26 protein-coding genes and 1 tRNA gene are annotated in these 26,041 nt (G+C 42.5%); 9 read left to right on the top strand and 18 right to left on the bottom strand.

Features of this window, described 5'->3' with window-relative positions:
- Positions 1 to 89: 89 nt before the first annotated feature.
- From lptB to F890_RS09515, 5 genes are read right to left on the bottom strand one after another with little or no spacing between them, the layout of a single operon-like run.
- Positions 90 to 833 (bottom strand): LPS export ABC transporter ATP-binding protein, encoded by a 744-nt coding sequence (lptB, locus tag F890_RS09495; protein ID WP_004646680.1) that lies wholly within the window; start codon positions 831 to 833, stop codon positions 90 to 92.
- Complete coding sequence (lptA, locus tag F890_RS09500) at positions 833 to 1,399, bottom strand: lipopolysaccharide transport periplasmic protein LptA (protein ID WP_004729872.1); 567 nt, start codon at positions 1,397 to 1,399, stop codon at positions 833 to 835. Before lptA ends, lptB begins: the two co-directional genes overlap by 1 nt.
- Positions 1,383 to 1,931, bottom strand: coding sequence for an LPS export ABC transporter periplasmic protein LptC (gene lptC / locus F890_RS09505; RefSeq protein ID WP_004729873.1), 549 nt, complete (start codon positions 1,929 to 1,931; stop codon positions 1,383 to 1,385). Before lptC ends, lptA begins: the two co-directional genes overlap by 17 nt.
- 33 nt (positions 1,932 to 1,964) lie before the next feature.
- Positions 1,965 to 2,504, bottom strand: coding sequence for a KdsC family phosphatase (locus F890_RS09510; RefSeq protein ID WP_004279958.1), 540 nt, complete (start codon positions 2,502 to 2,504; stop codon positions 1,965 to 1,967).
- Between the two features lie 3 nt (positions 2,505 to 2,507).
- Positions 2,508 to 3,551 (bottom strand): KpsF/GutQ family sugar-phosphate isomerase, encoded by a 1,044-nt coding sequence (locus F890_RS09515; protein ID WP_004729874.1) that lies wholly within the window; start codon positions 3,549 to 3,551, stop codon positions 2,508 to 2,510.
- 432 nt (positions 3,552 to 3,983) lie between these two features.
- On the opposite strand from F890_RS09515, the gene cysS reads away from it, so the two are divergent.
- From cysS to F890_RS09535, 4 genes are all read left to right on the top strand, one after another.
- A complete protein-coding gene (gene cysS, locus F890_RS09520; protein WP_004729875.1) occupies positions 3,984 to 5,405 on the top strand; it encodes a cysteine--tRNA ligase in 1,422 nt (473 codons plus the stop codon).
- Between the two features lie 62 nt (positions 5,406 to 5,467).
- A tRNA-Gly gene (locus tag F890_RS09525) sits at positions 5,468 to 5,543 on the top strand.
- A 191-nt stretch (positions 5,544 to 5,734) separates the two neighbouring features.
- On the top strand, positions 5,735 to 6,523 hold the full coding sequence (locus F890_RS09530; protein WP_004729876.1) for a PaaX family transcriptional regulator C-terminal domain-containing protein: 789 nt from the start codon (positions 5,735 to 5,737) through the stop codon (positions 6,521 to 6,523).
- A 93-nt stretch (positions 6,524 to 6,616) separates the two neighbouring features.
- Entirely contained in the window at positions 6,617 to 7,594 is a 978-nt protein-coding gene (locus F890_RS09535) for a fatty acid desaturase family protein (RefSeq protein ID WP_005266644.1), read from the top strand.
- 31 nt (positions 7,595 to 7,625) lie between these two features.
- On the opposite strand, the gene F890_RS09540 is transcribed toward F890_RS09535, so the two are convergent.
- Together F890_RS09540 and yfcF are read right to left on the bottom strand one after the other, a co-directional pair.
- Complete coding sequence (locus F890_RS09540) at positions 7,626 to 8,567, bottom strand: cation diffusion facilitator family transporter (RefSeq protein ID WP_004729878.1); 942 nt, start codon at positions 8,565 to 8,567, stop codon at positions 7,626 to 7,628.
- Positions 8,568 to 8,698: 131 nt separating this feature from the next.
- Positions 8,699 to 9,340 (bottom strand): glutathione transferase, encoded by a 642-nt coding sequence (gene yfcF, locus F890_RS09545; RefSeq protein ID WP_004729879.1) that lies wholly within the window; start codon positions 9,338 to 9,340, stop codon positions 8,699 to 8,701.
- 239 nt (positions 9,341 to 9,579) lie between these two features.
- Here yfcF and F890_RS09550 point away from each other — a divergent pair, with 239 nt between their 5' ends.
- Positions 9,580 to 10,296 carry a glutamine amidotransferase gene (locus tag F890_RS09550; protein WP_004729880.1) on the top strand — a complete coding sequence of 239 codons (717 nt, stop codon included), beginning with the start codon at positions 9,580 to 9,582 and terminating at the stop codon, positions 10,294 to 10,296.
- A 39-nt stretch (positions 10,297 to 10,335) separates the two neighbouring features.
- On the opposite strand, the gene F890_RS09555 is transcribed toward F890_RS09550, so the two are convergent.
- The 6 genes from F890_RS09555 to F890_RS09580 all read right to left on the bottom strand — a co-directional run bounded on the left by F890_RS09555 (position 10,336) and on the right by F890_RS09580 (position 16,246).
- Positions 10,336 to 11,640 carry an IS4 family transposase gene (locus F890_RS09555; protein ID WP_004282307.1) on the bottom strand — a complete coding sequence of 435 codons (1,305 nt, stop codon included), beginning with the start codon at positions 11,638 to 11,640 and terminating at the stop codon, positions 10,336 to 10,338.
- Positions 11,641 to 11,742: 102 nt separating this feature from the next.
- Complete coding sequence (locus tag F890_RS09560) at positions 11,743 to 12,330, bottom strand: YceI family protein (protein WP_004729881.1); 588 nt, start codon at positions 12,328 to 12,330, stop codon at positions 11,743 to 11,745.
- Positions 12,331 to 12,459: 129 nt separating this feature from the next.
- Positions 12,460 to 12,915 carry a GNAT family N-acetyltransferase gene (locus F890_RS09565; protein WP_004729882.1) on the bottom strand — a complete coding sequence of 152 codons (456 nt, stop codon included), beginning with the start codon at positions 12,913 to 12,915 and terminating at the stop codon, positions 12,460 to 12,462.
- Positions 12,916 to 13,090: 175 nt separating this feature from the next.
- Positions 13,091 to 13,306: a hypothetical protein gene (locus F890_RS09570; RefSeq protein ID WP_004729883.1), complete on the bottom strand. Its 216-nt coding sequence runs from the start codon at positions 13,304 to 13,306 to the stop codon at positions 13,091 to 13,093.
- Positions 13,307 to 13,440: 134 nt separating this feature from the next.
- Positions 13,441 to 15,429: a transketolase gene (gene tkt / locus F890_RS09575; RefSeq protein WP_004729884.1), complete on the bottom strand. Its 1,989-nt coding sequence runs from the start codon at positions 15,427 to 15,429 to the stop codon at positions 13,441 to 13,443.
- Positions 15,430 to 15,862: 433 nt separating this feature from the next.
- The gene (locus tag F890_RS09580; protein ID WP_004729885.1) at positions 15,863 to 16,246 is read right to left on the bottom strand and encodes a prepilin-type N-terminal cleavage/methylation domain-containing protein; all 384 of its coding nucleotides are present in this window, start codon (positions 16,244 to 16,246) and stop codon (positions 15,863 to 15,865) included.
- 471 nt (positions 16,247 to 16,717) lie between these two features.
- Between F890_RS09580 and metK the strand changes: the two genes are divergently transcribed.
- The 3 genes from metK to F890_RS09595 all read left to right on the top strand — a co-directional run bounded on the left by metK (position 16,718) and on the right by F890_RS09595 (position 20,039).
- Complete coding sequence (gene metK / locus F890_RS09585; RefSeq protein ID WP_004729886.1) at positions 16,718 to 17,884, top strand: methionine adenosyltransferase; 1,167 nt, start codon at positions 16,718 to 16,720, stop codon at positions 17,882 to 17,884.
- Positions 17,885 to 18,215: 331 nt separating this feature from the next.
- Entirely contained in the window at positions 18,216 to 18,560 is a 345-nt protein-coding gene (locus tag F890_RS09590; RefSeq protein ID WP_004729887.1) for a hypothetical protein, read from the top strand.
- A gap of 267 nt (positions 18,561 to 18,827) precedes the next feature.
- Entirely contained in the window at positions 18,828 to 20,039 is a 1,212-nt protein-coding gene (locus F890_RS09595) for a YeeE/YedE family protein (RefSeq protein WP_004729888.1), read from the top strand.
- 56 nt (positions 20,040 to 20,095) lie between these two features.
- Here F890_RS09595 and F890_RS09600 read toward each other — a convergent pair whose 3' ends face one another.
- The 3 genes from F890_RS09600 to F890_RS09610 form a co-directional block, all read right to left on the bottom strand.
- Complete coding sequence (locus tag F890_RS09600; RefSeq protein ID WP_004729889.1) at positions 20,096 to 20,605, bottom strand: hypothetical protein; 510 nt, start codon at positions 20,603 to 20,605, stop codon at positions 20,096 to 20,098.
- A gap of 63 nt (positions 20,606 to 20,668) precedes the next feature.
- Positions 20,669 to 21,448 (bottom strand): TIGR03915 family putative DNA repair protein, encoded by a 780-nt coding sequence (locus tag F890_RS09605; RefSeq protein WP_004279976.1) that lies wholly within the window; start codon positions 21,446 to 21,448, stop codon positions 20,669 to 20,671.
- On the bottom strand, positions 21,448 to 22,707 hold the full coding sequence (locus F890_RS09610) for a putative DNA modification/repair radical SAM protein (protein ID WP_004729891.1): 1,260 nt from the start codon (positions 22,705 to 22,707) through the stop codon (positions 21,448 to 21,450). The genes F890_RS09605 and F890_RS09610 overlap by 1 nt, the downstream gene beginning before the upstream one ends.
- Positions 22,708 to 22,914: 207 nt before the next feature.
- On the opposite strand from F890_RS09610, the gene F890_RS09615 reads away from it, so the two are divergent.
- Positions 22,915 to 23,958, top strand: coding sequence for an NAD(P)H-dependent flavin oxidoreductase (locus tag F890_RS09615; protein ID WP_005266646.1), 1,044 nt, complete (start codon positions 22,915 to 22,917; stop codon positions 23,956 to 23,958).
- A 54-nt stretch (positions 23,959 to 24,012) separates the two neighbouring features.
- On the opposite strand, the gene F890_RS09620 is transcribed toward F890_RS09615, so the two are convergent.
- Positions 24,013 to 24,654, bottom strand: coding sequence for a hypothetical protein (locus tag F890_RS09620; protein WP_005266649.1), 642 nt, complete (start codon positions 24,652 to 24,654; stop codon positions 24,013 to 24,015).
- Positions 24,655 to 24,903: 249 nt separating this feature from the next.
- Positions 24,904 to 25,923, bottom strand: coding sequence for a tRNA dihydrouridine synthase DusB (gene dusB, locus F890_RS09625; RefSeq protein WP_026056533.1), 1,020 nt, complete (start codon positions 25,921 to 25,923; stop codon positions 24,904 to 24,906).
- Positions 25,924 to 26,041: the final 118 nt, after the last annotated feature.

Below are 26,041 nucleotides of genomic sequence, written 5' to 3' on the forward strand. Positions count from 1 at the left end.
AGAAATCTTTTTCACTTTGATTTGATCAAAAAAAACCCTGCATCCGACAACTGGCGTCTGATGCAGGATTTTATATAAAGCAGGATTATTTAAACAGTGAAATCATCACCCAGATAAACTTTTCTTACGGTCTCATTCGCCAGGATTTCTTCTGGTGTACCTTCAGCAAGCAATGCGCCTTCACTAACAATATAAGCATGCTCACAAATCGCCAGCGTTTCACGCACGTTATGATCGGTAATCAGTACACCAATTCCGCGATTTTTCAAGGTCGTAATAATATCCTTAATATCTCCAACCGAAATCGGATCGACACCAGCAAAAGGCTCATCGAGTAGCATAAATTTTGGGTCCGCCGCAAGTGCACGCGCAATCTCGGCACGACGTCGCTCCCCACCGGATACACTCATGCCCAAAGAATCTTTAATATGAGTGATTTTAAAGTCTGCCAATAGCTCCGCCAGACGTTGCTGACGTTGTGCCTTGGTCATATCTTTACGGGTTTCCAGAATCGCCATAATATTTTCTGAAATCGTCAGTTTTCGGAAGATTGAAGCTTCCTGCGGCAAATAACCAATTCCCTTACGTGCCCGTTCATGCATTGCGAGGTCAGAAAGATCCAGATCATCGAGATAGATTTCTCCCTTATCCATCCGCACCAGACCAACCACCATATAAAAACTGGTGGTTTTACCGGCACCATTTGGTCCGAGCAACCCAACAATCTGGCCACTTTCCATGCTGAACGATACATCTTTCACTACCCAGCGTTTATTATAGTTTTTCGCCAGATGTTTAATGGTTAAGGTTTGAACCTGCTGCGATTGCTCCATTAATCACGCGCTCCCGGGAAGGATGTTAAACTAGAGGGTGGAATCACGATTTGTACACGACCAGACGATGAACCGGTTTTGTTTGGTGTTCCGGTGGCTTCGATATCGCCTTTGTTCATGCTGTATTTTAAAGTCGCACCACGAATACTGGCACCGTCCTGTTGCAGGAAGGCATTGCCTGACAAGGTAATAATCCCGGTTTCAGCATTGTAGACAATTTTCTGCGCCTGACCTTTGGCAAGACCTTTGGCCGGATCCACTTTTTGCTGGAACTGTGCCGGGCTGCCTGTCGCTGTAATCAGGCTGATCTGACGCTTATTGTTCAGATTGGCCACAATCGAATTGGCTTGCAGCTTCATGGTGCCCTGTTCAATGATAACGTTGCCCGAATACGTCGTCACACCCGTCCGCTCATTGAAAGTCGCCCGGTCAGCCAGCAAGGTGATTGGCTGGTTACGGTCAGATGGCAGTGCAAAAGCAGCGATTGAACCGAGTCCAACCACAGTCGCCAGCGTCATACGCTTCAGGAAAGTGTGCATCATTTTGGCTTTAGGAGTTTGGTTCATACTTTCCTCGAATATTAAAGAATTCGTATTGACCATCATTAAGATTGGCTTTAAGACCCTGGCTGACAAATTCAGCCTGTGGAGATTCCACAATCACTGTCTTGTCTGTTTCAATTTCACGTGTTTTCGGAAAAGCGGTCAGTTCTTCAGTACGAAACTGCATTTTCCCATTTTGCATGATTTTGGTGGCGAACACTTCTTGAGAGAGTACAACTTTTGTATTGTCATCATAACCATGCGCCATTTTGGCAAAGAAAGTTGCATCGACTTTGCCATTGTCATAAGTCGATGCTCGCAGATTTTCTAGCTTTGAAGTTTCTAGCTGCAGGTTCTGCTCAAGTCGGTCCACTTGGGCACGAACCGACACCTGGCCTGTTTCATCCGTCTGGGTTAAGTTAATATTTTGAGCGGAATAGGTCATGCTGCGCGCAGAATCTGCCTGCAGCTTGTTGCCCTTGCCGCTGTAATAGTAATAACCACCACTTATTGCGGCAATAATCACAGCCGTAATATATAAAACTTTAGTATCCATAAGCGGTGTACTTAATCCAAAAGATATGACTTATTAATAAGGCGCACGAGTATATTTTTCAAGTAACTCTTGGTACATGCCTTTGGACATTAACAGCATATCGCAGATTTCACGCACCGCACCACGTCCACCTTGGGCCTGAGTCACCAGATCGGCACGGCGGCGAACTTCAACATGACCATTAGGCACGGTCACTTTCATGCCGGCAATGGCAAAAGCAGACAGATCAGGCCAGTCATCGCCCATGTACAGGCAATCTTCAGGATCAATGTTGAGCTGTGCGCAGGCTTCACGAAGTGCTGTACCTTTGTCTTCACGGCCCTGATAGACCAGATCAACACCCAGATCCGACATACGCTTTTCTACGATATTGCTTTTACGTCCGGTGATAATAATCACCTTGATCCCTGCTTGCTGAACCAGTTTCATGCCCAGACCGTCACGAATATCAAAGGATTTGATCTCATCGCCAGTATTAGTCAGCGTTACAAAGCCATCACTTAAAATACCATCTACATCAAGTACCAGTGCTGCAATATGACGTGCCTGCTCTAATAATACATAAGATGCCATTTATTAATTTACCCCAGCCTGAATCAGGTCATGCATACTAATCACACCAATGACTTTATTGGCATCATCAACAACTACAAATTGATTAATTTTATGCTCATTCATACGTTCCAGTGCGACCACTGCACGTGTTTCCTGAGAAATGGTCAACGGATTTTTGGTCATCACGTCCTGAATAGCCAGATTGACATCAAAACCTTGCTGCTTATCAATCAAGCGACGCAAGTCACCATCGGTAAAAATCCCCAGCAACACATCATTTTCATCGACGACTGTGGTTAAGCCCAAGCGCTTGTTGGAAATTTCGTACAATACTTTATTCATGGCGGTATCTGGCGAGACTTTAGGTAAATCTGCGCCAGTACGCATCAGATGCTTCACGTGCAATAACAGACGCTTACCCAGCGCACCTGCAGGATGTGAGCGTGCAAAATCATCTGAGGTAAAGCCGCGAGCGTCCAGTAAAGCCACCGCCAAAGCATCACCCAAAGCCAATGTTGCCGTCGTTGACGATGTCGGCGCTAAACCCAGTGGACAGGCTTCTTGGATATTACCCAACGTCAAAGCCACATCAGCATTTTGTGGCATTGGACCACGATCATCACCACTGATGGTAATCAGCGGAATTTCCAGATGTTTGATGAGTGGCATCAGCATCATGATTTCATCACTCTTGCCCGAGTTTGAAATTGCAATCAGCACATCACCAGCCACCAGCATACCCAAGTCGCCATGACCAGCTTCACCTGGATGCATAAAGAATGAGGGAGTTCCGGTCGAAGCAAAGGTCGCCGCCATTTTACGGCCAATATGACCTGACTTGCCCATTCCGGTAATCACCAGACGGCCAGTACACTGTAGAATAATTTCACATGCCCGGCTAAAACGGTCATCAATCTGTGTTGCTAAAATCTGTAGTGCATTTTCTTCGATGCGCAGTGTTTCAAGTGCGACTTTCTGGAAATCTAGTTGATTCGCTGTTTTTTGTGGATTCAAAGCCTGTTTACCTACGCTAAGGACAGAGAAAAACTCTGGTTTGATGGGCATAATTTTCGCAATTTTAGCATAGCTATGCAATTGTAAGCTTTCTAAATGTAGAAGATTCGACGGATTTTTAATATATTCAGATTGTATTCAACTTGCGCAATCTGGTATCTCCGCCTCTACATTCACTCCATTTTTAAAACTGTAGAATGTGCTTATTTTTATTTTTTATTAGAATATCCTCACTCTCGTCTCAATGAATGGGATTCATACTAAATCATCCTCATTTCAATTTAACTCAATTACCCTGACGGATACTGTCTCTGAAAATGTAAGCTCAATATCGTCATTTTACTTCCTGAACCTCTTCTTTCTAAATCACTCTCATCGCCTAACTACCCTAAATAACTGAGGCTTTTTACGCTTTTATCTTTATGAATAATTATGCTTAGGTTAAGATGATTCATCCTTTTATTTGAAGTCTTTTGAACAGCTATGCAACCATTTGTTCTATATAACTCAGAGCAACGCAAAAAAGTAGAATTCGTACCTCGTGTTGAAGGTCAAATTGATCTGTATGTCTGTGGTATGACGGTTTATGACTACTGTCATATTGGACATGCACGTACAGTGGTTGCATTTGACTATATTATCCGTTTCCTGCGTAGCCAAGGCTGGAAAGTCAAATATGTGCGTAATATTACGGATATTGACGACAAAATTATTAAACGTGCCAATGAAAATGGCGAAAGTATCTCAGAGCTAACCAGCCGCTTTATTGATGCGATGAATGAGGATTTTGCCAAACTGGGCTGCCTTGCACCTGATGTAGCACCTAAAGCCACAGATTACATCGATCAGATGCAGGATATGATCAGCAACCTGGTCGACAAAGGTACGGCTTATCCATCCAATAATGGTGATGTCTACTTTGAGGTCGAGAAGTTTGCCAAATATGGTCGTCTTTCTGGCCGTAAACTGGAAGATATGCAAGCGGGTGCGTCTGAACGTGTCGATGTCGAAGTTGAAAAGAAACATCCATTTGACTTTGTACTGTGGAAACATGCCAAGGAAAATGAACCGTCATGGGCTTCCCCTTGGGGTAATGGCCGTCCGGGTTGGCATATTGAATGTTCAGCAATGTCGACCTGCTGCCTAGGCAATCATTTCGATATTCATGGCGGCGGTGCTGATTTGACCTTCCCGCACCATGAAAATGAAATTGCACAATCTGAAGCTTCTACTGGTGAACAGTATGTCAATTACTGGATGCATGCCGGATTTATTAATGTCGATGGCGAGAAAATGTCGAAGTCTTTAGGCAATTTCTTCACTATTCGCGACGTGATTGAAAAATTCCATCCGGAAGTGGTGCGTTATTTCATTGTTTCTTCCCATTATCGTAGCCCGGTGAATTACTCGGATGTTGCTTTAAAAGAAGCAAAAAATACCTTATCTCGTTTCTATCACTCGTTTAAAACCTATCAGGCGGTTTATGGTGATCATCTGATTGAAACTCTGGATGAGGCTTTTGTTGAACGTTTTAATACCGCTATGTGTGATGATTTCAATACGCCTGAAGCGATTGCGGTATTGTTCGAAATCAATAAAGAACTGAATCGTGCCGTGAAAGAAGAAAATGCGGAACAGGCAGCGATTTATTATGCAACTTTACGTCACCTGACCAATATTCTCGGTCTGGTACAGCAGGATGTAGAAGAGTTCCTCAAGTCTGACATTGGTCAGGAAGCTCTAGGGTTGTCACCTGAACAAATTGAAGATTTAATTCAACAGCGTCAGGATGCCAAGAAAGCCAAAGAATTCGCACGTGCGGATGAGATTCGTCAATCTTTACTTGATCAAGGTGTTGTTCTTGAGGATACCCGTCAAGGTACGGTTTGGCGCCGTGCTGATTAATTAATCAAACAGATTTATAGAGAGTTGACACTGCTGTGGAATTCTCTATAATTCACCTCATTGCGGGAATAGCTCAGTTGGTAGAGCATAACCTTGCCAAGGTTGGGGTCGGGAGTTCGAGTCTCCTTTCCCGCTCCAGAATACGAAAAACCCTTATCGAAAGATAAGGGTTTTTTTATTGTGTTTGAAAAAAATTTATTAATAAAATGCATATCTCAAATCACTTATTCATTCTCTTTCACCCTGACATTTTTTTGGGTTATTCATGACAAAGTGCTATTGTAAATAAACTTCAAAACTTTCAATTCTTTTAATTACGATATCGTTTCATGACTTATAAACTGAATGCACGTCATCTTGTTTTAGACCTTCTCTACGCTTCTAAAAACTCCACCCTGTCTATTAAGCGGATATTAACTGCTGCTGAATTATTGGGTATATCTGACAATGGTATCCGTGTCGCTGTAGCCCGATTAAATCAGGAAAATGTCATTCAAGCTGTAGAGCGCGGCGTATATCAATTGCTAGAGAAAAAATTCGATACTTCTTTTATCAGCTTAAACAAACACCCTGATATGCAAACGGCGACCACATGGAACGGAAAATATGTATTGGTCTATACCGGCACTTTGGGACGTGTAGACCGTACTGCCTTATCTAAAAGAGAAAAAGCGCTGCGTTATTATGGTTTTCAGGAACTAGAGCAAAATGTTTTTATTCGTCCCGATAATTTAACGCTAAACCTAAGTCCATTAAAAACAGCTGTAATCCAGTTTGGATTAGATCCTGACGCACGTTTTTTCCAAGTCAGTCAACTGGAAAGTGAAACCGAAGTTCGTGATTTATGGGATATCGAAGAGCTACATCAGACCTATCATGCAGTACAGCATGCTATCAACGACTGGTTTGAAAATTACCAAAATCTGACTTTAGCAGATGCTGCAAAAAGTGCCTTTTATCTAGGTAAGTCTGCCCTGTTTAGTTTACGTGCTGATCCTTTGCTTCCTGCAGAATGGATAGACACAGATGCCCGACAACAATTTGAGCTCGCGGTCCGCAAATTAGAAAAACAGGGTCAACTTTTATGGCAACACTATTTTAAAGACCAAGGGGTCTAATTTATTTCTTTTTTATACACAAAAATAAATTGACTGTAATATTTCATCCAAATATATTGAATAAAGCAATAAGAACTAAATATAGGCAGAAGAATGAACAGCAAGGTCAGTGTCACAGAACTTTTTAGTCGTGATGAAGTTAAAGAACTCACCACGACCTCAAACTTGCACGGTGCCTGGGCAGTAGGTTCAACCTGGACTGTAATTGTCATGACCTTTGGCACGGTAGCCTATAGCTGGGAATATTTACCTACGTGGGGAAAAATACTGATATGTGCATTGGCATTGGCTATTCTTGCTGGACGCCAGCTTGCGATGGCTATTTTGATGCATGATGCCTCGCACCATAGCCTGTTCAAAACCAAATGGTTAAATACCCATCTGACTGATTGGCTCTGTGCACGCCCGATCTGGAATGATGTCAGCAAGTATCGTCCTTACCATTTGAAACATCATGCTAAAACCTCGCAGCCTGATGATCCTGACTTGGGGTTGGTGAAGAATTTCCCTATTACTCAAAGCTCACTATTCAGGAAATTCTTCCGTGACCTGAATGGGCAATCTGGGCTTAAATTTCTCGCTGGTCGGATATTGATGGATCTTGAATTACTGGAATGGAGTGTTTCCAATGACCCCAAGCCAATTCCGCGTGGTGATCGCAGCAATTTAGAGTTAGCAAAGAATCTATTTAAGAACAGTTCCGGTATGCTCATCTCAAATGCAGCAATTTTTTCTGCTCTTTGGGCCAGTGGGCATCCCAAACTGTATTTATTATGGCCTCTCGCCTATATCACTCCATTTCCTTTGTTCATCCGCATCCGAGCCATGGCTGAGCATGCCGGATTAGAAACCAGTCATTCTGCCCTTAGCAATACCCGCACCACCCGTGCAGACTGGCTGGCACGTGCTTTTGTAGCCCCAATTCATGTGAACTATCATATTGAACATCATTTGATGGCCTCTGTGCCGCATCAAAAGCTGGCGAAAATGCATCAGATGTTAAGGGAGCGTCAGTATGTCGATGCTCCGCCAAGTTATCTGGATGTGATTCGCTCACTTTTAAAAAAATAAAAAATATTTCTGCGGTTGAGACTATTCAATTTCAATGTGGATGGCTTTCGGCATGTAAATGCGGATGTGAGGATTGTCCCCGATGTTCTAGTGGGCAGTCTTCCGCTTCGATCTGCAAGGTCATCTCGGTAATATGATGCTCATGGTGGAGCATCTCAAAGGCCTGATGCCGCAGTTTCTGATAATCCACATTCGGCGCAACCAGATGCACAGTCAGCATGACTTTTTTGGAGGTAATTGCCCAAACCTTGAGCTGATGAATGTCCTGAACCCCTTCGAGCGCCAAAAGATCGTGGCGTAATTTTTCAATATCAATTTCATCCGGCACACCTTCAAGCAGAATATTGATGCTCTGTTTCAGCAAAATCCAGGTTCTTGGCAACACCCAAAATCCGATCAATACCGCAATCAGCGTATCCACCCACATCCAGCCAGTCAAATAAATCACCAGCGCCCCAATGATCACCCCGACTGATCCCAGTGCATCACTGAGCACTTCCAGATAAGCGCCTTTGACATTGAGACTTTCTTGACTGCTAGACACCAGAATTTTCATGGAAATCAGGTTAATGAACAGCCCCAAGGTGGCCACGATCATCATGCCCAAGCTCTGGATTTCTGGCGGATAACTCAAACGCTGATAAGCTTCAAACAAAATATAAATCGCAACCACAAACAGCATCACGGCATTAAACAGGGCAGCCAAAATCTCAAAGCGCTGATAACCAAATGTCCGTTTATTGTCTGCCGGTTTTTGCCCAATTTTGATAGCGACTAAAGCGATAGCCAGTGCAGCAGCATCGGTAAACATATGTGCAGCATCAGAAAGTAGGGCCAAACTTTGAGTTAGAAAACCAGCAATCACTTCCACAATTAAAAAAGTCGTGGTTAATGCCAACGCTATTGATAATTTTTTGGCATTTTTTGCAGTCACGGCGACATGACTATGTTCATGATGATGTGAATTCCCCACCGGCCCCTCCCTCCTTCTTATTCAACGAGGACTGTATCCTCAGCATCTTTTCAAGTTTTGTTCTGATTCATATTACGCTTGAATTTTACCTATTTAAGTAGGTTTTTTATGAACTGTTTTATCAGTCGACATTAGATTAAAGTTTTAGCTTTTTCATGTTCTGCCAGCCAGGCCTGTACCGAAGCACGCTTAAAATTACGCTCGACATATTCTATTATTTTCACAGGAAGTTTCACCTGATGGCTCAACAAACGATGCAACATAAAGGCCAGATCAAAGTCTGCAATTGACCAGTGTTCAGTCAACCATATGTCCTCCAGCATATATTCTGCCACATTCACCAAGCGCTGAATTTCTTCAGTGATCGGAGCTGTAAGAGGTATAGACATTTTTGCTAGATGAAATACCGAATCGGAAGGCATCTGCTGGCGGATTTGCATAAAATCGGTTTTGACCAAGGCTTGTATGGCCCGACATTTAGCTCTAGCATAAATTTCCTTAGGATATAAGGCTGGATAATTAGGTGCTGGAAAGGCATCTTCCAAGTATTCAGTGATCGCCCATGATTCAAACAGGCTAAAGTTATCTACTATTAAACACGGAACTTTAGCACTTGGACAAATGGCTTGATAAGCCGCAGATTTCTGTTGCTGCTGATCTAAATCAATCACGATTTCCTGAAAATCTAAACCCTTTTCTTTTAAGGCAACATAGACCGACATGGCATAAGGGCTGATTCTATTTTTATCGACATATAAACGTATATTTTGCATATCCTTGTTCCTGATAGGCTTGTTGTTTTTATTCAGTACGGCAGTCTTACTCTACTCTCTTTCCTATACAAAAGGAAAATGACCCACTTCATGTAGCGATCACACAAAAATGTTTATACAGTTGCCGATAGCGAAGCGATATTCATTATTTTCTATTTTGCACAGGATCGGTAGATAAAGCCTTTTATTTTGCTTTTGATTCACGTTAAATTAAATCATTCTCTTGATATCAAAAAACTATGCTGAACTTAGCCCACCTCCCCGATACCGTGTATGCCATTCAACATCTGGCTTTTGAAGACTTAGGCGCTTGGGAAGATATTTTTTATCAGCTCGGCTTACGTGTGCGTTATTTCGAAGCTGGTATCGATGATCTCAGCAAGGCTTTTGAACACTCCGGCTTAACGGTCATTCTCGGTGGCCCGATTGCAGTCTATGAAACAGAGGATTATCCTTTTTTACAACAAGAAATAGACTTACTTAAAGTTCGCTTAGAAAAGAATTTACCGACTTTAGGCATTTGTTTAGGTGCGCAGTTAATTGCTGCTGCATTGGATGCCAGAGTCTATCCAGGAGATGTGAAGGAAATTGGCTGGTCTAAACTCAGTCTTGCTTCTATTGAAAATAATCCACTAAAAGCTCTCGAAAATATCGACGTCCTGCATTGGCATGGTGATACATTTGACCTACCTGAACAGGCAGAATTACTGGCCAGCTCTGACCTTTATCCAAATCAGGCTTTTCAGGTAGGACAGAATATTCTAGCACTACAATTCCATGCTGAAGTGGCCAGTGAAAGTCTAGAAAAATGGCTGATTGGACATACCTGTGAGTTACGCAAAGCCCAGATCAATATCCCTGCATTGCGTGTGGATCATCAAAGCTATGCGCCCGCACTTGAACAGGCAGCCAGTTCGGTATTGATGCATTATTTAGAAAACCTGCAACTTAAATAACCGTAATAAAAAAGCACCCAATTGGGTAATGCCAGTCAGTTAAGAAATTGACTGGCATTTTCTTGGATATTTTTGTGCTTTAATTTTCACTACTCGCGGACATTGCCTTTGCCTTTTTTCAGGTAATACAAATATTTTAGATTGTTCAAATAATTGCGCTAAATGTTTGGGTAGGTTTCCTGCTGATTCTAAAGGTGTGTGCCTTAAGATATTGATAATACTCATAGATGCAATATGGAAACTGATCCTTAAAGGACTCACCTTTGCATGTTCAGCGATAAACCTCATCTGTCTTCTTAAGATATTATATGCAATAAATACCCCCCACAATTCTTGATAGACCAAATCAGGTTGTTTGCTTCTTAAAATCCTTGCATCCTGTAAATCACTTTTAATTTCCCGATAACACATTTCTATTTCCCAACGCTGGATATAAAGCATTGCAAGGTCTTTGAATGGATAAACTTTAGAATCTGTTAATGATGTAATGTAACGTCTTATTTTTCCTGCATATTCAACTTCAATTAAACGTGCTTCCCAATAGTCACCCAATGACGGATTTATCTTTTTTGCTCTTGCTGAAACAGGCATTTTGATCTGAAAGTCATGGGCCGCATTATGATGAATCACTTCATAACGCAGGTTGTCCTTTGCTCGCATCAACCAATGACTCTCTTCTGCCTGAGATTGCCAGCTCACTAAAAAATCAGCAGAGAAGTAAGCACGATCAAATAGGGTAATACTGCGAACTGGTGCTTTTAATTGACTGGCTAAGGTTAATTCACCTTGATCCATACTGCCCATTTGGGCATCAATCATTTCATGGGTATTGGTATTCACCAGGCAAGTCGCTCTAACTTGTGGGTAAGGTGCAGCTGCTGTTTTGCCTTTGGATGAACCAAAGTGCTTAAAGTTTTCTTCTGTATGAGGCATAGACCAAACCACACCATCTACAGCACAAACGCATAGACCGTGAAAGTTGCTATATTGTTGTTGTGAGTCTTTAAACCATGCCTGACTTAATGTCGAAAATAAAGCACTCATGGGTTCTAAGCCTAAGCGTTGTCTTGCTTGTACGGATGCACTCGGTACACAGTATTCTGCCGTACCGAAAACAAGTTGCAATTGTTGAACCACATACCAAATCGGTTGATTTCGAAATAGAGCAAGTCCGATTACCAGCCAAACAACATGTTCAGCAGGCAGTTTTCTTTTTCGAATTGATGCTTTACCTGTTTGGTCTAAGCAATCTTCAATCCAGTTTAAATCAATCAATTCACTGAATTGTGAAAGTGAAGGTAGGGTTTGTTTTAATGTTAAATCTAGATTCTGAGATAAATTCATAAAAAAAGAGCGTATTTACATACGCTCTTTTTACAGCATTTTAACTTTTTTTGCTTAACTGACTGACATTACCCAATTGGGTGCTTTTTTAATTTGTCATGCTTATTTTTTCGGAGCAGGTACAGAAGCCTCGGTAGTAATGTTTACTGTAATTTTATCGCCCACATTTGGAACATAACCGCCTACCCCAAAGGCTGAACGGTTAAATGAAGTGGTTGCATTGAAACCAATCGTTTGTAATTTTGTCATTGGGTGCACGCCTTGTTTATTTAAAACTGCGTCCAGTACCACAGGTTTAGTGACATCTTTTACGGTTAAGTTACCGGTGATTTTGTATTTGTTTTTGCCTAAAGCCTGAACTTTAGTACTTTTAAAAGTGATATTCGGATATTTGGCAGCATCAAAAAATTCTGCTGTCTTAATATGGTCATCCAGCGCTTTCACATTCGTATTAATGCTTGCAACCGGGATATTCACATTGACCGAAGAATTCGCAGGTTTTACATTATCAACATTAATCGTACCCTGGATGTCACTGAAGTTTGCAGATGGTGTAGAGAAACCAAAGTGGCTCCAAGAGAACACCGTTGCTGAATGAGTCGGGTCAATCGTATAGGCCACTGGTTTTGCCATAGAAACTGTTGCTACAGATGCGACCGCCAAGCCTAATGCTAATGTTTTGAAATTCATGTTTTTATCTCACGTTTTGGATGTTATTAAGTGTATAGAATCTGGAACTGTTTACAGCCCTAAAGATAAAACGTTTTGTTGCAGCGATGAAACGATAAAATTGTAAGTTATTTTTTTAATTTTTGAGCTTTAATCCATACGGTACTGGATGAATCCAGTTTTCTTGGCGACTTTGTTATACAACGCTTGTGCCTGATGGTTTAATTCATGAGTCAGCCAGTAAACCCGGTCGCAATTACGCTGCTGCGCGACCTGATAGACATGCTGAATCAGCTTGCGCGCCACACCCTGTCCGCGATAATCAGGATGGGTAAATAGATCCTGCAAATAGGCATAGGGTCTTACTGTCCAGCTACTGTTATGTTCGATGACATGCACAATCCCTACGACCTTTCCATCAATCAAGGCCGCAAAACCGTACATTGAATCTAACTCATAATTAGTTAATTTATCCCAGGTATTTTTACTTACCTCATCCGAAATTTGGGTCTGATAAAAGCGTTGATAGTCTTGCCATAAAAATAGCCATTCCGGCTGTGATATTTGCTCTAGAGATTTGATCTGGATCTGGCACTGTATATTCATGTTTAACTGCTTCTTTGGCTTATTTCTTTAATTTAAGTCGTTTCAATAGTGGTCGCTGAATTTTTATAGCGGCCTAAACTTAGCTTTATCTCATCTGGTGCTCATAAGCAACCTGTCAGATGAAAATCATCCGGCATAAAAAAAGTCCCAATCAGGGACTTTTCATGCATTATGTTTAAAGTTTTTCAACCAGAATACGATCAACCTGTTTTAGGCCAGTCGTCTTTTCATGATTTTTACGACGCACTTTAATGACCTTTTCTTCGGCTAATTCTTGCAGCATTAAATCAACTGCAACCATCGCTTCAAGAGGTAATTCCTGTCCGATCCACTTGAGTTCGCCTGCATCCATTAAAGTAATTTCATCGTTAATTTGTTCATACAAGCTCATGTTCATCTCACTCTTTCATTTCGACTATGGGAGAACTTTCTAACGATTGCCACATGAAAACAACGCTAAAAAGCGAAAAAATAAAAGACGCCCCAAAAATGGAGCGTCTTTTAAAAAACTGCTTAATCAGTTGATTATGCAGTAATCTCTTTTACAGCTGCAACCACTGCTTCAGTAGTAATACCGAAGAACTGGAACAGATCTTTTGCAGGTGCAGATTCGCCATAAGTGGTCATACCGATTACGCGACCATCAAGACCCACAAATTTCCACCAGTAATCAACATGTGCAGCCTCAACAGCAACACGTGCACGAATATTTGATGGAAGAACCGCTTCACGATAAGCTGCATCTTGCTTCATGAATTCTTCAGCACATGGCATAGACACGACACGCACGCCTTCAAGCTGTGCATAAGCTTCCATTGCCAGAGATACTTCAGAACCAGTTGCAATAATGATGGCTTTCAATTCGCCTTTTTCTTGAGCCAGTACATAACCACCTTTCGCAGCGTTCTCAATTTGAGCTTGAGTACGGGTTTGGAATGGCAAATTCTGACGGGAGAAGATCAATGCGGTTGGACCTTCAGCACGCGTTAATGCAGATTTCCAAGAAATTGCCGCTTCAACCGTGTCACATGGACGCCATGTGTTTAGATTTGGCGTACCACGAAGGGATGCGATCTGCTCAACAGGTTGATGCGTTGGACCATCTTCACCTAGACCAATTGAGTCATGCGTATACACATGGATCACGCGCTGTTTCATCAATGCAGACATACGTACGGCATTACGTGCATATTCCATAAACATCAGGAATGTTGCTACGTAAGGGATAAAACCGCCATGCAGTGCAACACCATTCGCGATTGCAGTCATACCGAATTCACGTACGCCATAGTGTACGTAGTTACCTGCCGGATTGTCCTGTACGCCTTGCGCGCCTTTCCAAAGGGTCAGGTTAGAACCTGCAAGATCCGCAGAACCACCTAGAACTTCTGGCAATAATGGAACAAGTGCTTGTAATGCATTTTGGCTCGCTTTACGCGTTGCGATCGTTTCAGCTTTGGCATTCACTTCTGCAATATAAGCATCCGCTTTTGCAACGAAGTCAGCCGGTAATTCACCAGATAAACGACGTTTAAGCTCAGCTGCTTCAGTTGGATATTTTGCAGCATAAGCAGCAAATGTTTCGTTCCAAGCTGCTTCTGATTCAGCACCTTTGGCTTTCGCATCCCAAGCTGCATAAACATCTTCAGGAATTACAAATGCTTCATCAGTCCAGCCTAGTGCTTCACGAGTCAAGACGATTTCGTCATGACCGAGTGGTGCACCATGACTGTCTTCTTTACCTTGCTTGTTTGGTGAACCCAAACCAATCACGGTTTTACAGATAATGATGGTTGGTTTAGCAGTTTCAGCTTTCGCCTCAACAGTTGCCTGACGGATTGCATCTGCATCGTGACCATCAACTTTAATCACTTGCCAGCCGTACGCCAAGAAGCGTTGTTCTGTATCGTCAGAGAACCAGCCTTCCACTTCGCCATCAATCGAGATGCCATTGTCGTCATAGTAAGCAATCAATTTGCCCAGACCCAATGTACCCGCCAAAGAACATGCTTCGTGAGAAACACCTTCCATCAAACAGCCATCGCCGAGGAAGCAATAAGTGAAGTGATCTACAACTTGGATGTCGTCTTTGTTGAATTGCGCAGCTAGAGTTTTTTCAGCCAGTGCAAAACCGACAGCATTCGCGATGCCTTGACCTAAAGGACCAGTCGTCGTTTCAATCCCTGGTGCATAGCCCAACTCCGGGTGACCAGGTGTTTTAGAATGAAGTTGACGGAATGCTTTAAGATCTTCAATCGAAAGATCGTAGCCCGATAAATGAAGAAGCGCATATTGAAGCATAGAGCCATGGCCATTTGATAATACAAAACGGTCACGGTTTGCCCAATTCGGGTTGGTCGGGTTATGGTTCATGAATTCACGCCAAACCACATCAGCGATATCTGCCATCCCCATTGGAGCACCTGGATGTCCTGAGTTTGCTTTTTGCACAGCATCCATTGCCAATACACGAATTGCGTTTGCAATACGACGTTCATTAAGCGGGGTTGTCATAAATCAGAGTCCAAAATATTCAGAAATAGGAAATGATGAAAAGACTTTCAAAACTGTTGTCTATTGTCTTAAAAAAACAGCGAGGGGTAAAGACTAACCAACAATATTTATCAGTTTATTGAGTGTCTCTTGCCTTATCGTACAATTATTCCACATTTCTTCTTCGGCTTCGGTTCTTCAGATTGAATTATCCCGCATTTTCTAATTAACTTTCTTGTCTGTATCTGGATTCTAAGCTGATAAACAGGATTGAATTTATGCTGATTTTATTTCTATTTTATATGTCTCACATCATTATTTTTAAAGAAAATCTATACAATTCACTGATCCATTCATAATGTAATTTTTACTAAATTTTATAAAATATTGGCAGGATTGTTTGATATACAGGTGAAATCAAATTTGCTTAGGCTAATTTTCAACTTCGGTAGACTTAATGTCCCTGACAGTCTTTAGGCAAATAGCGCTGCTGAATATCAGTGGAATAACATTTGCCACTATGAACATCAAAAGCAACCGATTTCCCGCGAATGGCCATATCGACTCCCTGCTCTCGTATCTTGAACTCTATCCGGCAAGCGGCATTAATAATGACTTTTTCGATATATTGACCATGCCCACCAATCTGGCGTCCGGCATCACAGTGCTGATCCGAAGCAATAAACTGGGTTCGATATGCTCCAGCTTGTTCAAACACTTCTGTTAGTTGATTCCGCACGACATAAGCTTGATAGCTCATAAAAGCCATCGTCACTAAAATCGCGATGATGATAAGCACGATCAGCGCTTCAATCAGGGTAAATGCCTTTTGATACATGATTTCTGATCTCCTTACAGTCTTGCTCCAAGAAGTCCATAGCAAAAGATGTCGCAATTCCTAACCAGCTAATGTGGAAGACTTAGGCTAATATGAAGATATCCCCGAACATCGACAAGACAGTTGGTCGCAAGGCGCACAGTCTGAATCTGCTTTATTGGTGTAATGATCACTTGCTTAAGTAAATTTTGAATTTTGAGCTTTGTATTTTTTCTATCGTCTATTTTTTAAGATTTAATCGGAAATCTAAGCATTTAATTTTATGACAGTCTGATGGATTAAAATATTGTTGCTTCATATTCCTCAATCAATAATGCTGTCTAAATAGATATATCAATTTTTTTAATTCTATTAATCAATTAAAAACACAATAATTTGAAACAATTTCGACCAATTTTGTCGTGTTAAGCTAGTCCTAGAGCGCAACTCGATGTAACATATCGGGTCTTTAAAATTAACTGTGATAGGACTATGCGCGAGTACGCTGTATTTACTTCGGAATCTGTAAGCGAAGGCCATCCAGATAAAATGGCTGACCAAATCAGTGACGCTATTTTGGATGCAATCTTAAAAGAAGACCCATATGCACGGGTTGCTTGTGAAACGCTTGTAAAAACAGGTGCGGTTGTACTTGCCGGTGAAATCACAACGACAGCAAATGTTGATTTTGAGGCAATTGTACGTCATACCGTAAACGGAATTGGTTATCACCATTCTGATCTTGGTTTTGATGGTTCGACCTGTGCCGTGATCAATATGATTGGTAAACAGTCACCTGAAATTGCTCAGGGTGTCGACCGCCAGAAACCTGAAGATCAGGGTGCCGGTGACCAGGGCTTGATGTTCGGTTATGCAAGCCGCGAAACTGATGTATTAATGCCTGCGCCGATTTCATATGCGCATCGTTTAATGGAAAAGCAGGCTGAATTACGCCGTAATGGCACCTTGCCATGGTTACGCCCAGATGCAAAAAGCCAGGTAACTTTTGCTTATGAAAATGGCGTACCAGTTCGTTTAGATGCAGTCGTTCTTTCGACTCAACATGATCCTGAAATCACTCAAGCAAACCTGAAAGAAGCTGTGATTGAAGAAATCGTGAAGAAAATCATTCCTGCTGACATGTTCCATGCAGAGACCAAATTCCACATCAACCCAACGGGTATGTTTGTGATCGGTGGTCCTGTGGGTGACTGTGGTTTGACTGGACGTAAAATTATCGTAGATACCTACGGTGGTATGGCACGTCACGGCGGTGGTGCTTTCTCTGGTAAAGATCCATCTAAAGTTGACCGCTCTGCTGCATATGCAGGTCGTTATGTAGCGAAAAACATCGTTGCTGCTGGCCTGGCTGACAAGTGTGAAATTCAGGTGTCTTACGCGATTGGTGTTGCTGAGCCAACTTCAATTTCAATCAATACCTTCAATACTGCAAAAGTCTCTGAAGAATTGATTATTGCACTGGTTCGTGAACATTTCGACTTACGTCCATATGGCATTACCCGTATGCTTGACCTGATCCAACCGATGTATAAGCAAACTGCTGCTTATGGTCACTTCGGTCGTGAAGGTTCAGATACTGCATTTACCTGGGAAAAAACTGACAAAGTGGAAGCGCTTAAAGCGTCTGCTGGTCTATAAGTTTTTCTTAAAAAAAGCCTGCATCATGCAGGCTTTTTTTATGTCTTTTATTTTTTCATTTTTAGAATTATCTCTAGGTCCTGATGACAAATATTTAAATGCCAAGCTTCATACTATAACCTGCCTTTAGAATGATACTTTTGAAACTCCCCTCTCTTTGAATATCGCTATTCCATGAAACTTAAAATAACTTCCGACTAAGCCATTACAGTATAAGTATCGAAAAAAGTTACAGTTAATCAACAAATGTTGATCTATTTGCTAGCATAAATCTAAATAAATGGCTGCTAAATTAGATTGCAGCTCTACAACAACAAAAGGATATTACTCGATGAATAAATTACTAATTGCTTTAGGTTTGGCGACCACTGTTGCCTTAGTCGGCTGTAGTAAAGAAGAAGCGCCTGAAACTGGTGCAACCACAGGTGAGCATTTAGAAAATGCAGCCAATCAAGCCGGTCATGATATGGAAGATGCCAGCCGTGAGGCTGCGGTAGAAACCGAACGAGCAATGAATAATGCCGCAGAAAATACTGCTCAGGCAGCGGACGAAGCAGCTGCTGCAACGTCTAGAGCAGCAGATGCCACTGCGGAAGCAGCACGTAAAGCAACTGCAGCAACTGCAGCGGCAGTTGAAGAAGGTGCCGGAGAAGTTCGGGAAAAAGCTGAAAACTGATTTTAGCATTCAGTTTGATGTTTAAAAGCCTGCGATTGCAGGCTTTTTTTATCAGCGATGATTTTAAATATCGAATGATCTAAATTGAAATTATATTATTTCTTGATGGGATCAATCTTTTATCTAAACAATTGGATAAAATCAGATAAATTGATAAAACTTATCAAGTATTAGAATGACTTAATTGTGATTGAATCGGCAAAACGGGCTGCATTTAAACTGAAATTAAGTAGAATACCAGCCTTTATTTTTAAAATTTAATCTCCCATGTCAGTCATTGTTGCTGCTTCCCAACGGTCGAATATTTCGGTCTGGGCAGCTTTTATCTTGCTTATCCTAGGTACAATCGGTGCCTATCAAATCGTAGGCTTAAATCAAGCCCTATTATTTTTGGTTGGTGGTGCACTGGGCATGACCCTGTACCATGCTTCATTTGGTTTTACTTCGAGCTGGCGTGTCTTTATCAAGGAACGTCGCGGTCGTGGTTTACGCGCACAAATGATTATGCTTGCTCTGGCCGTCCTGCTGTTTTTCCCGGCTTTAGGTGCAGGTGAATTGTTCGGCAACCCAGTCAAAGGCAATGTTAACCCCGTTTCCATGTCAGTCATGATTGGTGCCTTTATTTTCGGTATTGGTATGCAGCTCGGTGGCGGTTGTGCATCAGGTACGCTATATACCGTGGGTGGCGGTAGTGCACGTATGTTGATAACGCTGCTGTTTTTCTGTGTGGGTTCAATGATTGCGACCTCGCATCTTGACTGGTGGTTTGCCCTGCCTCATCTGGAGCCTATTTCACTGGTAGAAAGTTTAGGCGTCCTCCCTGGATTGCTGTTGAGCTTTATCATTTTTGCCATCATTGCTGCGGCAACTGTCTATTTCGAAAAGAAACGTCATGGCAGCTTGGAAATTGAGCCAAGCAGTGAACATCAGGGCTGGAAGCGCTTTATCCGTGGTCCATGGCCTTTGATTTGGGGCGGGATTATTCTGACCTTACTCAACTTTGCCACTTTGGCATTGGCGGGTCGTCCTTGGGGCGTGACCTCTGCGCTGGCAGTTTGGGGTGCCAAAGGTGCTATGCTTGTGGGTGTTGATGTAGCTTCTTGGGATTATTGGCAACAGGCGGGTAATGCAAAAGCGCTAGCCAACTCACTCTGGTATGACATTACCTCAATGATGAACTTCGGTATCATGCTGGGTGCTTTATTGGCAGCTAGCTTGGCAGGTAAATTTGCGCCGAATTTTAATATTCCAAAGCGCTCACTGATTGCTGCTGTTGTAGGTGGCTTAATGCTGGGCTACGGCGCACGCTTGGCCTACGGATGTAATATTGGTGCTTATTTCAGTGGGATCGCGTCTGGTAGTCTGCATGGCTGGTTGTGGCTGGTGTTTGCATTTATTGGCAATGGCATTGGGGTAAAACTTCGTCCAATCTTCTTCCCGGATGAAAAACCGCAGCCTGAAAAACTGACCGGTTGCTAATGCTTAAAATCAAAAAAGCCCATCAATTTTGATGGGCTTTTTTCTGTCTTTAGGATTTACAGCGCAGCCTTTAAATTACAGCCATAACCCATGGTCTGCTGAACCTGACGATAAGTCGTATAACGATCCAGAATAAAGGTATAAAAACGATCAGCATCGGAGAAATTGGCTTTTAAATTTTCATTCTTGGCATTAGGCAATTTAATATCATCGACCAGTTCCAGATTGTAATGTCCCAAGCGGTACATATCGGCAAAATAACTATTCATCATATCGCAATAGGCAATTTTACTGGGTTTTAATGCCGTACTGCTAACGAGATGTTGGTTTAAGCTTTGCAGATTATTGACATCTAAAGGAAACTGGTGCGCGAAAGCAATGCTTTCGACTTTCTTAAATTCCTGAAAGTCTTGGGCTAACTGGACATTGAGTGCATCAAAACGTTGCTGCAGTTCCTGTGCGGTCTGAACCTGATATTTGGCTGGATCTACGACCGGTTTTTGTGGTTGTTCCGAACATGCAGTTAATCCAGTGAGCAGCGCTAATGACGTTAGCCATACCTTCATGTTTATACACTCAATTTAAATATACCAATGCTTATTATGCCTGAAAGCAGCTTGATGTACTGTTTAAAGTAATTTCTCATTCATATAACGCCAGTAGCGCTTTGGCACATATTGAATATGCAATTTCATGTTCTTACGCGCCTGAATATTCACACTGTTAAAATAGTCTTTCCAGAGCTGATCATATAGCAGCTCTTGATCATCCAGTTCAATACTGAATGATTGACTATGACCAATCCGGATTTGTGGATCGATTATTTCAGCGTTCATCTCGACCTGATGCATCTGCCTTAAATCATAATAAATACCGTAATTACGCTGCTCGTCATAAATCAGCCAGCTTTGATCCTGATAACGCTCCTGAAAATGTCGGGAAATAATCGGCAAGACATTAAAATCCGGTCTGACCAGACTCAGAAACAAACCATCTTTGGCTTTTTTAAAGCGTACAAAAGCCTCCATACGATGCTTTTCCCGCCCCACTTGCTTGGCCCATTGCGACATGCCGATCACCGCAGTATGACCATAATCTTTATCGACTGGACGCTGGTTTTGAAAGACATAGACTGCAAAATCAAAAAGAGTCTGGAACGCTGCTTCCTGCTCTGACAAAAACGTATAGTAAAAAGCACGCAAACTGCTGGAAGATACTTTCTGCTTTAATCCCTGCCACACCCGCTGCCCATGCTGATCATTAGAGGCCACATGGATAAATTCATCAAATAAACCTGTTTGTGCTTGAGGATTGGCCGTCACTATCACGTTAAATTCTTTAAACTCGAAAGCACGAAATACACAACTGAGCAGACCAGTCATGCTGCCATCAAAACAGTAACTTGCCACTAGAAACCCAATCCTAATTGAGGTGAAAGTTGCTGCTGATATTTGGATTGTCCTGACATCAAAATTTGCTGGCGAATCTGATGGGACTGCTGATCTTTCTTAAATTTCGGTGTATCTGCACAGCGGATAAAATGCTGCGCCCGGTTATAAGCCACGCCCATGCGTTTTAGCTGGTCAATATGAATCTGTCCAAAACGGCGGGCCTGTACAATTTTCTGGGCAGAACGTACACCTATACCGGGTACCCGTAGAATCATTTTATAGTCGGCACGGTTAATATCGACTGGAAAGGCTTCAGGATGACGCAAGGCCCAACTGAGTTTGGGATCAATATCCAGCTCCAGATTCGGATGCTGCTCATCGACAATTTCATCAGCAGCAAAGCCATAAAAACGCATTAGCCAGTCGGATTGATACAGACGATTTTCTCTTAATAATGGTGGTGCTGAGCCGATGGCGGGTAAGGCTTTCTCTTCAGGGTTAATCGGAATATAACCAGAGAAATACACCCTTTTCAATTTGAATTCCTTGTAATGCTGGTCAGCCATCAAAATAATGTCCTGATCGGTTTCACTATGCGCGCCCACCACCATCTGTGTAGTTTGTCCGGCAGGTACAAACTTGGGGACTGACTTGATCAGCTTGCGTTCATCTTTGAGCTGGATCAACCGGTCACGCACAATGCCTAAGTCTTTTTGTACTTCAGCATGGGTTTTTTCAGGCGCAAATTTTTGCAGTCCCGCTTCCGTCGGCATTTCCAGATTAATACTCATACGGTCGACATACAGTCCAGCTTCGGTAATGATCTCCTGTGATGCACCCGGAATAGTTTTCAGATGGATATAGCCATTAAAGTTTTCTTCGAGTCTAAGTTTTTTGACCACCTGCAGCATCCGTTCCATGGTGTGATCGGCCGATTTAAAAATCCCCGAACTGAGAAACAGACCCTCAATATAATTACGCCGATAAAAATTCATGGTCAGATCCACGACTTCCTGCACGGTAAATGCAGCACGCTGGACGTCATTGGAACGGCGCGAAACACAATAGGAACAGTCAAAAATACAGACATTAGAGAACAGAATTTTCAATAAGGACACACAGCGGCCATCTTCGGTATAACTATGACAGATGCCATTCCCGGTATTGCCCACACCCTTGTCTTTATTTTTACGGTTGCTACCACTAGATGAACAAGACACATCATACTTGGCAGCATCGGCTAAAATTTGCAGTTTTTCACGGATACGATCAGACATGAGCTCAGAGAATATGTGACCAAAAGGCTATTATAAGGTGTTCAATTCTAGGCTAATAAAAGTTCTATCTTTTTGGCGACGTAGCGTGTCGCAAGAAATGTAAATAATACGTAACCCATGCTGCAGTATTTCAAAATAAAATAACCAATATGATTTGCTTAATTTTGTGCTCAAAGGCAAAGTAAAAGCATAACAAGGAGCAAATCTATGTCTTTATTAGAAAATCTCGGAATTAAACATCCTATTTTCTTGGCACCGATGGCAGGTGTCTCTACGCCCGAGCTTGCTGCCGAAGTGTCCAATCAGGGCGGCTTGGGTTCACTGGGTCTGGGGGCCAGCAGTATCGAGGCTGCACGAGAACAGATTTTAAAGACCCAGGAACTGACAGATTGCCCTTTTCAGGTTAATTTTTTCTGTCATGAGAGTGTACCTGTAGATGAGGCTGTAGCGCAGGCATGGATTGCACAATTTAAAGATAAATTTGCCGAATATGGCGCTCAGGCACCGGATCATTTGGAATGCATTTATCCGAGTTTTAAAGACAATGATAACTTCCTGAATCTGGTATTAGAAACCAAACCGCGAGCAGTCAGCTTTCATTTTGGGATTCCGCATCCGCATCAGATTCAAGCCTTAAAACAGGCCGGGATTCTGACCATGGTGTCTGCCACCAATTTTGCCGAAGCTAAAGCTATTGAAGCAGCCGGAATTGATATCATTATTGCGCAGGGTATTGAGGCTGGTGGCCATCGCGGGATTTTTAGCACCAAGTTTGATGCTTCAGTCAAAACCTCCAATCTGGTGAAGCTGATCAAACAGCATTCTTCCTTGCCGATTGTAGCGGCAGGCGGGATTATGACGGGTGAGCAAGCGCGTCAAATGATGGATTTCGGTGCAGATGCCGTGCAACTTGGGACTGCATTTGTGCAGTGTAAATCTTCTAATGCCAATGATGCCTATCGTAAAGCCTTATTTTCCAAGCCACTCACTCAGGTGAGTGCCAGTATTTCCGGTCGTCCTGCACGTGGCATTATTAACCACTGGCATATTGAAGTCGATACACCCGATCGGCTGGATGTTCCGGCTTATCCATATACTTATGATCTGGCCAAACAATTGCATGCTGCTGCCGCCAAACATGGGGATCAAGGGTATGGCGCATTCTGGGCAGGTTCAAATGTGGCGCAGATTCGTGAAATGGAAGCTTCCGATTTGATTAACCAGCTCGTACTGGAAATGAAGCATCTTTAATCATTGAATCATAAAAAAACCTCTCACATGGAGAGGTTTTTAATTTATCTAGAATTAGCGTGTGACACGATGCCAGGCATCTTTAACTGCAAATTTCGCTTCTTCCCAGTTGAGGCGTGATTCACCTTTTAACTGTTCCCACTTGGTACGCAGTTCAGGTTCGGCACGATCAAAATCCGTATCATGTTCATACATTGGACGGTTTTCATAACCGACCCGATAAGCGCCGCGATAATCACGATCGTAATCTAGATCGCCATATGTACTACGCGTTTCATTGAAATACGGGCGATTATGATACTCATCTCTCCAGTAATTATCTTCTGCACTCAAATGATCTGGATGTCGATAATTATCTGCCTGTTTCCCATGATCAGGTGTCGCAATGTCATTACCTGCAATTCCACCAACGACACCACCGATAATACCACCCACCACTGCACCTGGAGGGCCACCTACCAGACCTGCAACTGCACCTACCGCAGCTCCGCCCAAAGTACCGGCACTGGTCGCAGCCAGATTATCCTCACCTTCATTCATGTCTGGAACACGAGGATTATCTTTCACGGGTGTATTCAAATCTGGACGCGCATTAGTATCAGTCGGATTTATATTCAGGCCTTCACTGCGTTCTTGTGGCAATTCCGTTGACGTTTTATGGCTAAACTCTGTGACTGGACGATTGGTATTTGTCATTACAGATCTCCCTCAATGATGACGATAAACAAGATGGATCACATCTGGTTTATATCTGGATAGGTTCATCATAGAGGAAGCTTGAGTAAGCAATGTCCAAGTCCTGTCCAGTTTAAGTGAACAAACTGTACTGCTATGTATTAGACAGGCTGAAGTGTAAACAGAATGCAAAAATCAGCCTGCTCAAGATAAAAAAGGTAGGGATTTCATGCAAAAAATATTACATGATTCGCTGAATTTTGCCCGCCATTACTTGGTTTCCAGTAAATTCACCTGCTCGACTTGTACATCATTCATGGTTAAACCATGTTCTAGCAGTGCATTAAAATAATCCTCTACTACCCGATACTGGTCAGCAGTATTTTCTACCTGATACATGCTTTGACGAAATTCATTACTAGAACGCAGTCCTTTGGTGTACCAGGCAATATGTTTACGGGAAATCCGGCAGCCGGAATACTCGCCATAGAACTCGTATAATTCTGTCAAATGTCCCAATAGAACATCTTTCACTTCTGTAATACTCGGTGCATCAAGATGTTGACCGGTTTTCAAATAATGGGCAATTTCACGAAAAATCCAGGGCCGACCTTGTGCTGCACGACCAATCATAATTGCGTCTGCACCAGTATAATCCAGCACATATTTGGCTTTTTCCGGACTGTCGATATCACCGTTAGCAATCACGGGAATCTTCAACATTTCCTTTACGTCTTTGATTAAAGAATAACGCGCGGTATTCAGGTACATATCTTCACGGGTACGGCCATGTAAAGCCAGTGCCGCAATTCCGGCTTGTTCAGCACGTTTGGCGACCCGTATAATATTTTCCTGGCCGTTCAAATAACCAAGACGGGTTTTTAAGGTCACTGGCACATCAACTGCAGCCACAACTGCATCCAGAATACGCGCAACTAGATCTTCATCCTGCAATAAAGCAGAACCGGCGAGTCGGTTACAGACCTTTTTGGCTGGGCAGCCCATATTAATATCAACAATTTGCGCACCATTGGCCACCTGATAACGTGCCGCTTCAGCCAGATCATGGGGATCTGAACCAGCAATCTGCGCTGAAATCGGTGCCAGCTCTCCATCAAAATTGGCACGATATAAGCTCTTTTTACTCATGCGCAAAGTTTTGTCAGATGTCATCATTTCACTGACCGCATGGCCTGCACCAAAGTATTTGCACAAGGTTCTAAACGGACGATCGGTCACACCTGCCATGGGGGCCACCCAAAGCTTCCTATCTATTGATCTTCCAAACAATTCTTCAATTACATTGTTTTTACTCAAAATCTTTAACCTCGTTTAACTTCGTTTAGTCGCTCCGTATTGACTTTTAGTGCCCTTTGATTGCACCCTACTTGCACCCTCATATTTTAAT

Origin of the sequence: Acinetobacter sp. CIP 64.7 (genome assembly GCF_000369745.1) — a bacterium.
Taxonomy (GTDB): domain Bacteria; phylum Pseudomonadota; class Gammaproteobacteria; order Pseudomonadales; family Moraxellaceae; genus Acinetobacter; species Acinetobacter fasciculus.

Bases quoted from the DNA above. Each gene is read 5' to 3' on its own strand.
- F890_RS09550 (WP_004729880.1), top strand. From the start codon at position 9,580: ATGCTGAACTTAGCCCACCTCCCCGATACCGTGTATGCCATTCAACAT.
- F890_RS09580 (WP_004729885.1), bottom strand. From the start codon at position 16,246: ATGTATCAAAAGGCATTTACCCTGATTGAAGCGCTGATCGTGCTTATC.
- F890_RS09590 (WP_004729887.1), top strand. From the start codon at position 18,216: ATGAATAAATTACTAATTGCTTTAGGTTTGGCGACCACTGTTGCCTTA.
- F890_RS09555 (WP_004282307.1), bottom strand. From the start codon at position 11,640: ATGAATTTATCTCAGAATCTAGATTTAACATTAAAACAAACCCTACCT.
- lptB (WP_004646680.1), bottom strand. From the start codon at position 833: ATGGAGCAATCGCAGCAGGTTCAAACCTTAACCATTAAACATCTGGCG.
- F890_RS09560 (WP_004729881.1), bottom strand. From the start codon at position 12,330: ATGAATTTCAAAACATTAGCATTAGGCTTGGCGGTCGCATCTGTAGCA.
- F890_RS09570 (WP_004729883.1), bottom strand. From the start codon at position 13,306: ATGAGCTTGTATGAACAAATTAACGATGAAATTACTTTAATGGATGCA.
- F890_RS09620 (WP_005266649.1), bottom strand. From the start codon at position 24,654: ATGACAAATACCAATCGTCCAGTCACAGAGTTTAGCCATAAAACGTCA.
- tkt (WP_004729884.1), bottom strand. From the start codon at position 15,429: ATGACAACCCCGCTTAATGAACGTCGTATTGCAAACGCAATTCGTGTA.
- F890_RS09565 (WP_004729882.1), bottom strand. From the start codon at position 12,915: ATGAATATACAGTGCCAGATCCAGATCAAATCTCTAGAGCAAATATCA.
- F890_RS09600 (WP_004729889.1), bottom strand. From the start codon at position 20,605: ATGAAGGTATGGCTAACGTCATTAGCGCTGCTCACTGGATTAACTGCA.
- lptA (WP_004729872.1), bottom strand. From the start codon at position 1,399: ATGAACCAAACTCCTAAAGCCAAAATGATGCACACTTTCCTGAAGCGT.
- F890_RS09615 (WP_005266646.1), top strand. From the start codon at position 22,915: ATGTCTTTATTAGAAAATCTCGGAATTAAACATCCTATTTTCTTGGCA.
- F890_RS09530 (WP_004729876.1), top strand. From the start codon at position 5,735: ATGACTTATAAACTGAATGCACGTCATCTTGTTTTAGACCTTCTCTAC.
- F890_RS09510 (WP_004279958.1), bottom strand. From the start codon at position 2,504: ATGGCATCTTATGTATTATTAGAGCAGGCACGTCATATTGCAGCACTG.
- F890_RS09535 (WP_005266644.1), top strand. From the start codon at position 6,617: ATGAACAGCAAGGTCAGTGTCACAGAACTTTTTAGTCGTGATGAAGTT.
- F890_RS09610 (WP_004729891.1), bottom strand. From the start codon at position 22,707: ATGTCTGATCGTATCCGTGAAAAACTGCAAATTTTAGCCGATGCTGCC.
- yfcF (WP_004729879.1), bottom strand. From the start codon at position 9,340: ATGCAAAATATACGTTTATATGTCGATAAAAATAGAATCAGCCCTTAT.
- lptC (WP_004729873.1), bottom strand. From the start codon at position 1,931: ATGGATACTAAAGTTTTATATATTACGGCTGTGATTATTGCCGCAATA.
- F890_RS09515 (WP_004729874.1), bottom strand. From the start codon at position 3,551: ATGCCCATCAAACCAGAGTTTTTCTCTGTCCTTAGCGTAGGTAAACAG.
- F890_RS09595 (WP_004729888.1), top strand. From the start codon at position 18,828: ATGTCAGTCATTGTTGCTGCTTCCCAACGGTCGAATATTTCGGTCTGG.
- cysS (WP_004729875.1), top strand. From the start codon at position 3,984: ATGCAACCATTTGTTCTATATAACTCAGAGCAACGCAAAAAAGTAGAA.
- metK (WP_004729886.1), top strand. From the start codon at position 16,718: ATGCGCGAGTACGCTGTATTTACTTCGGAATCTGTAAGCGAAGGCCAT.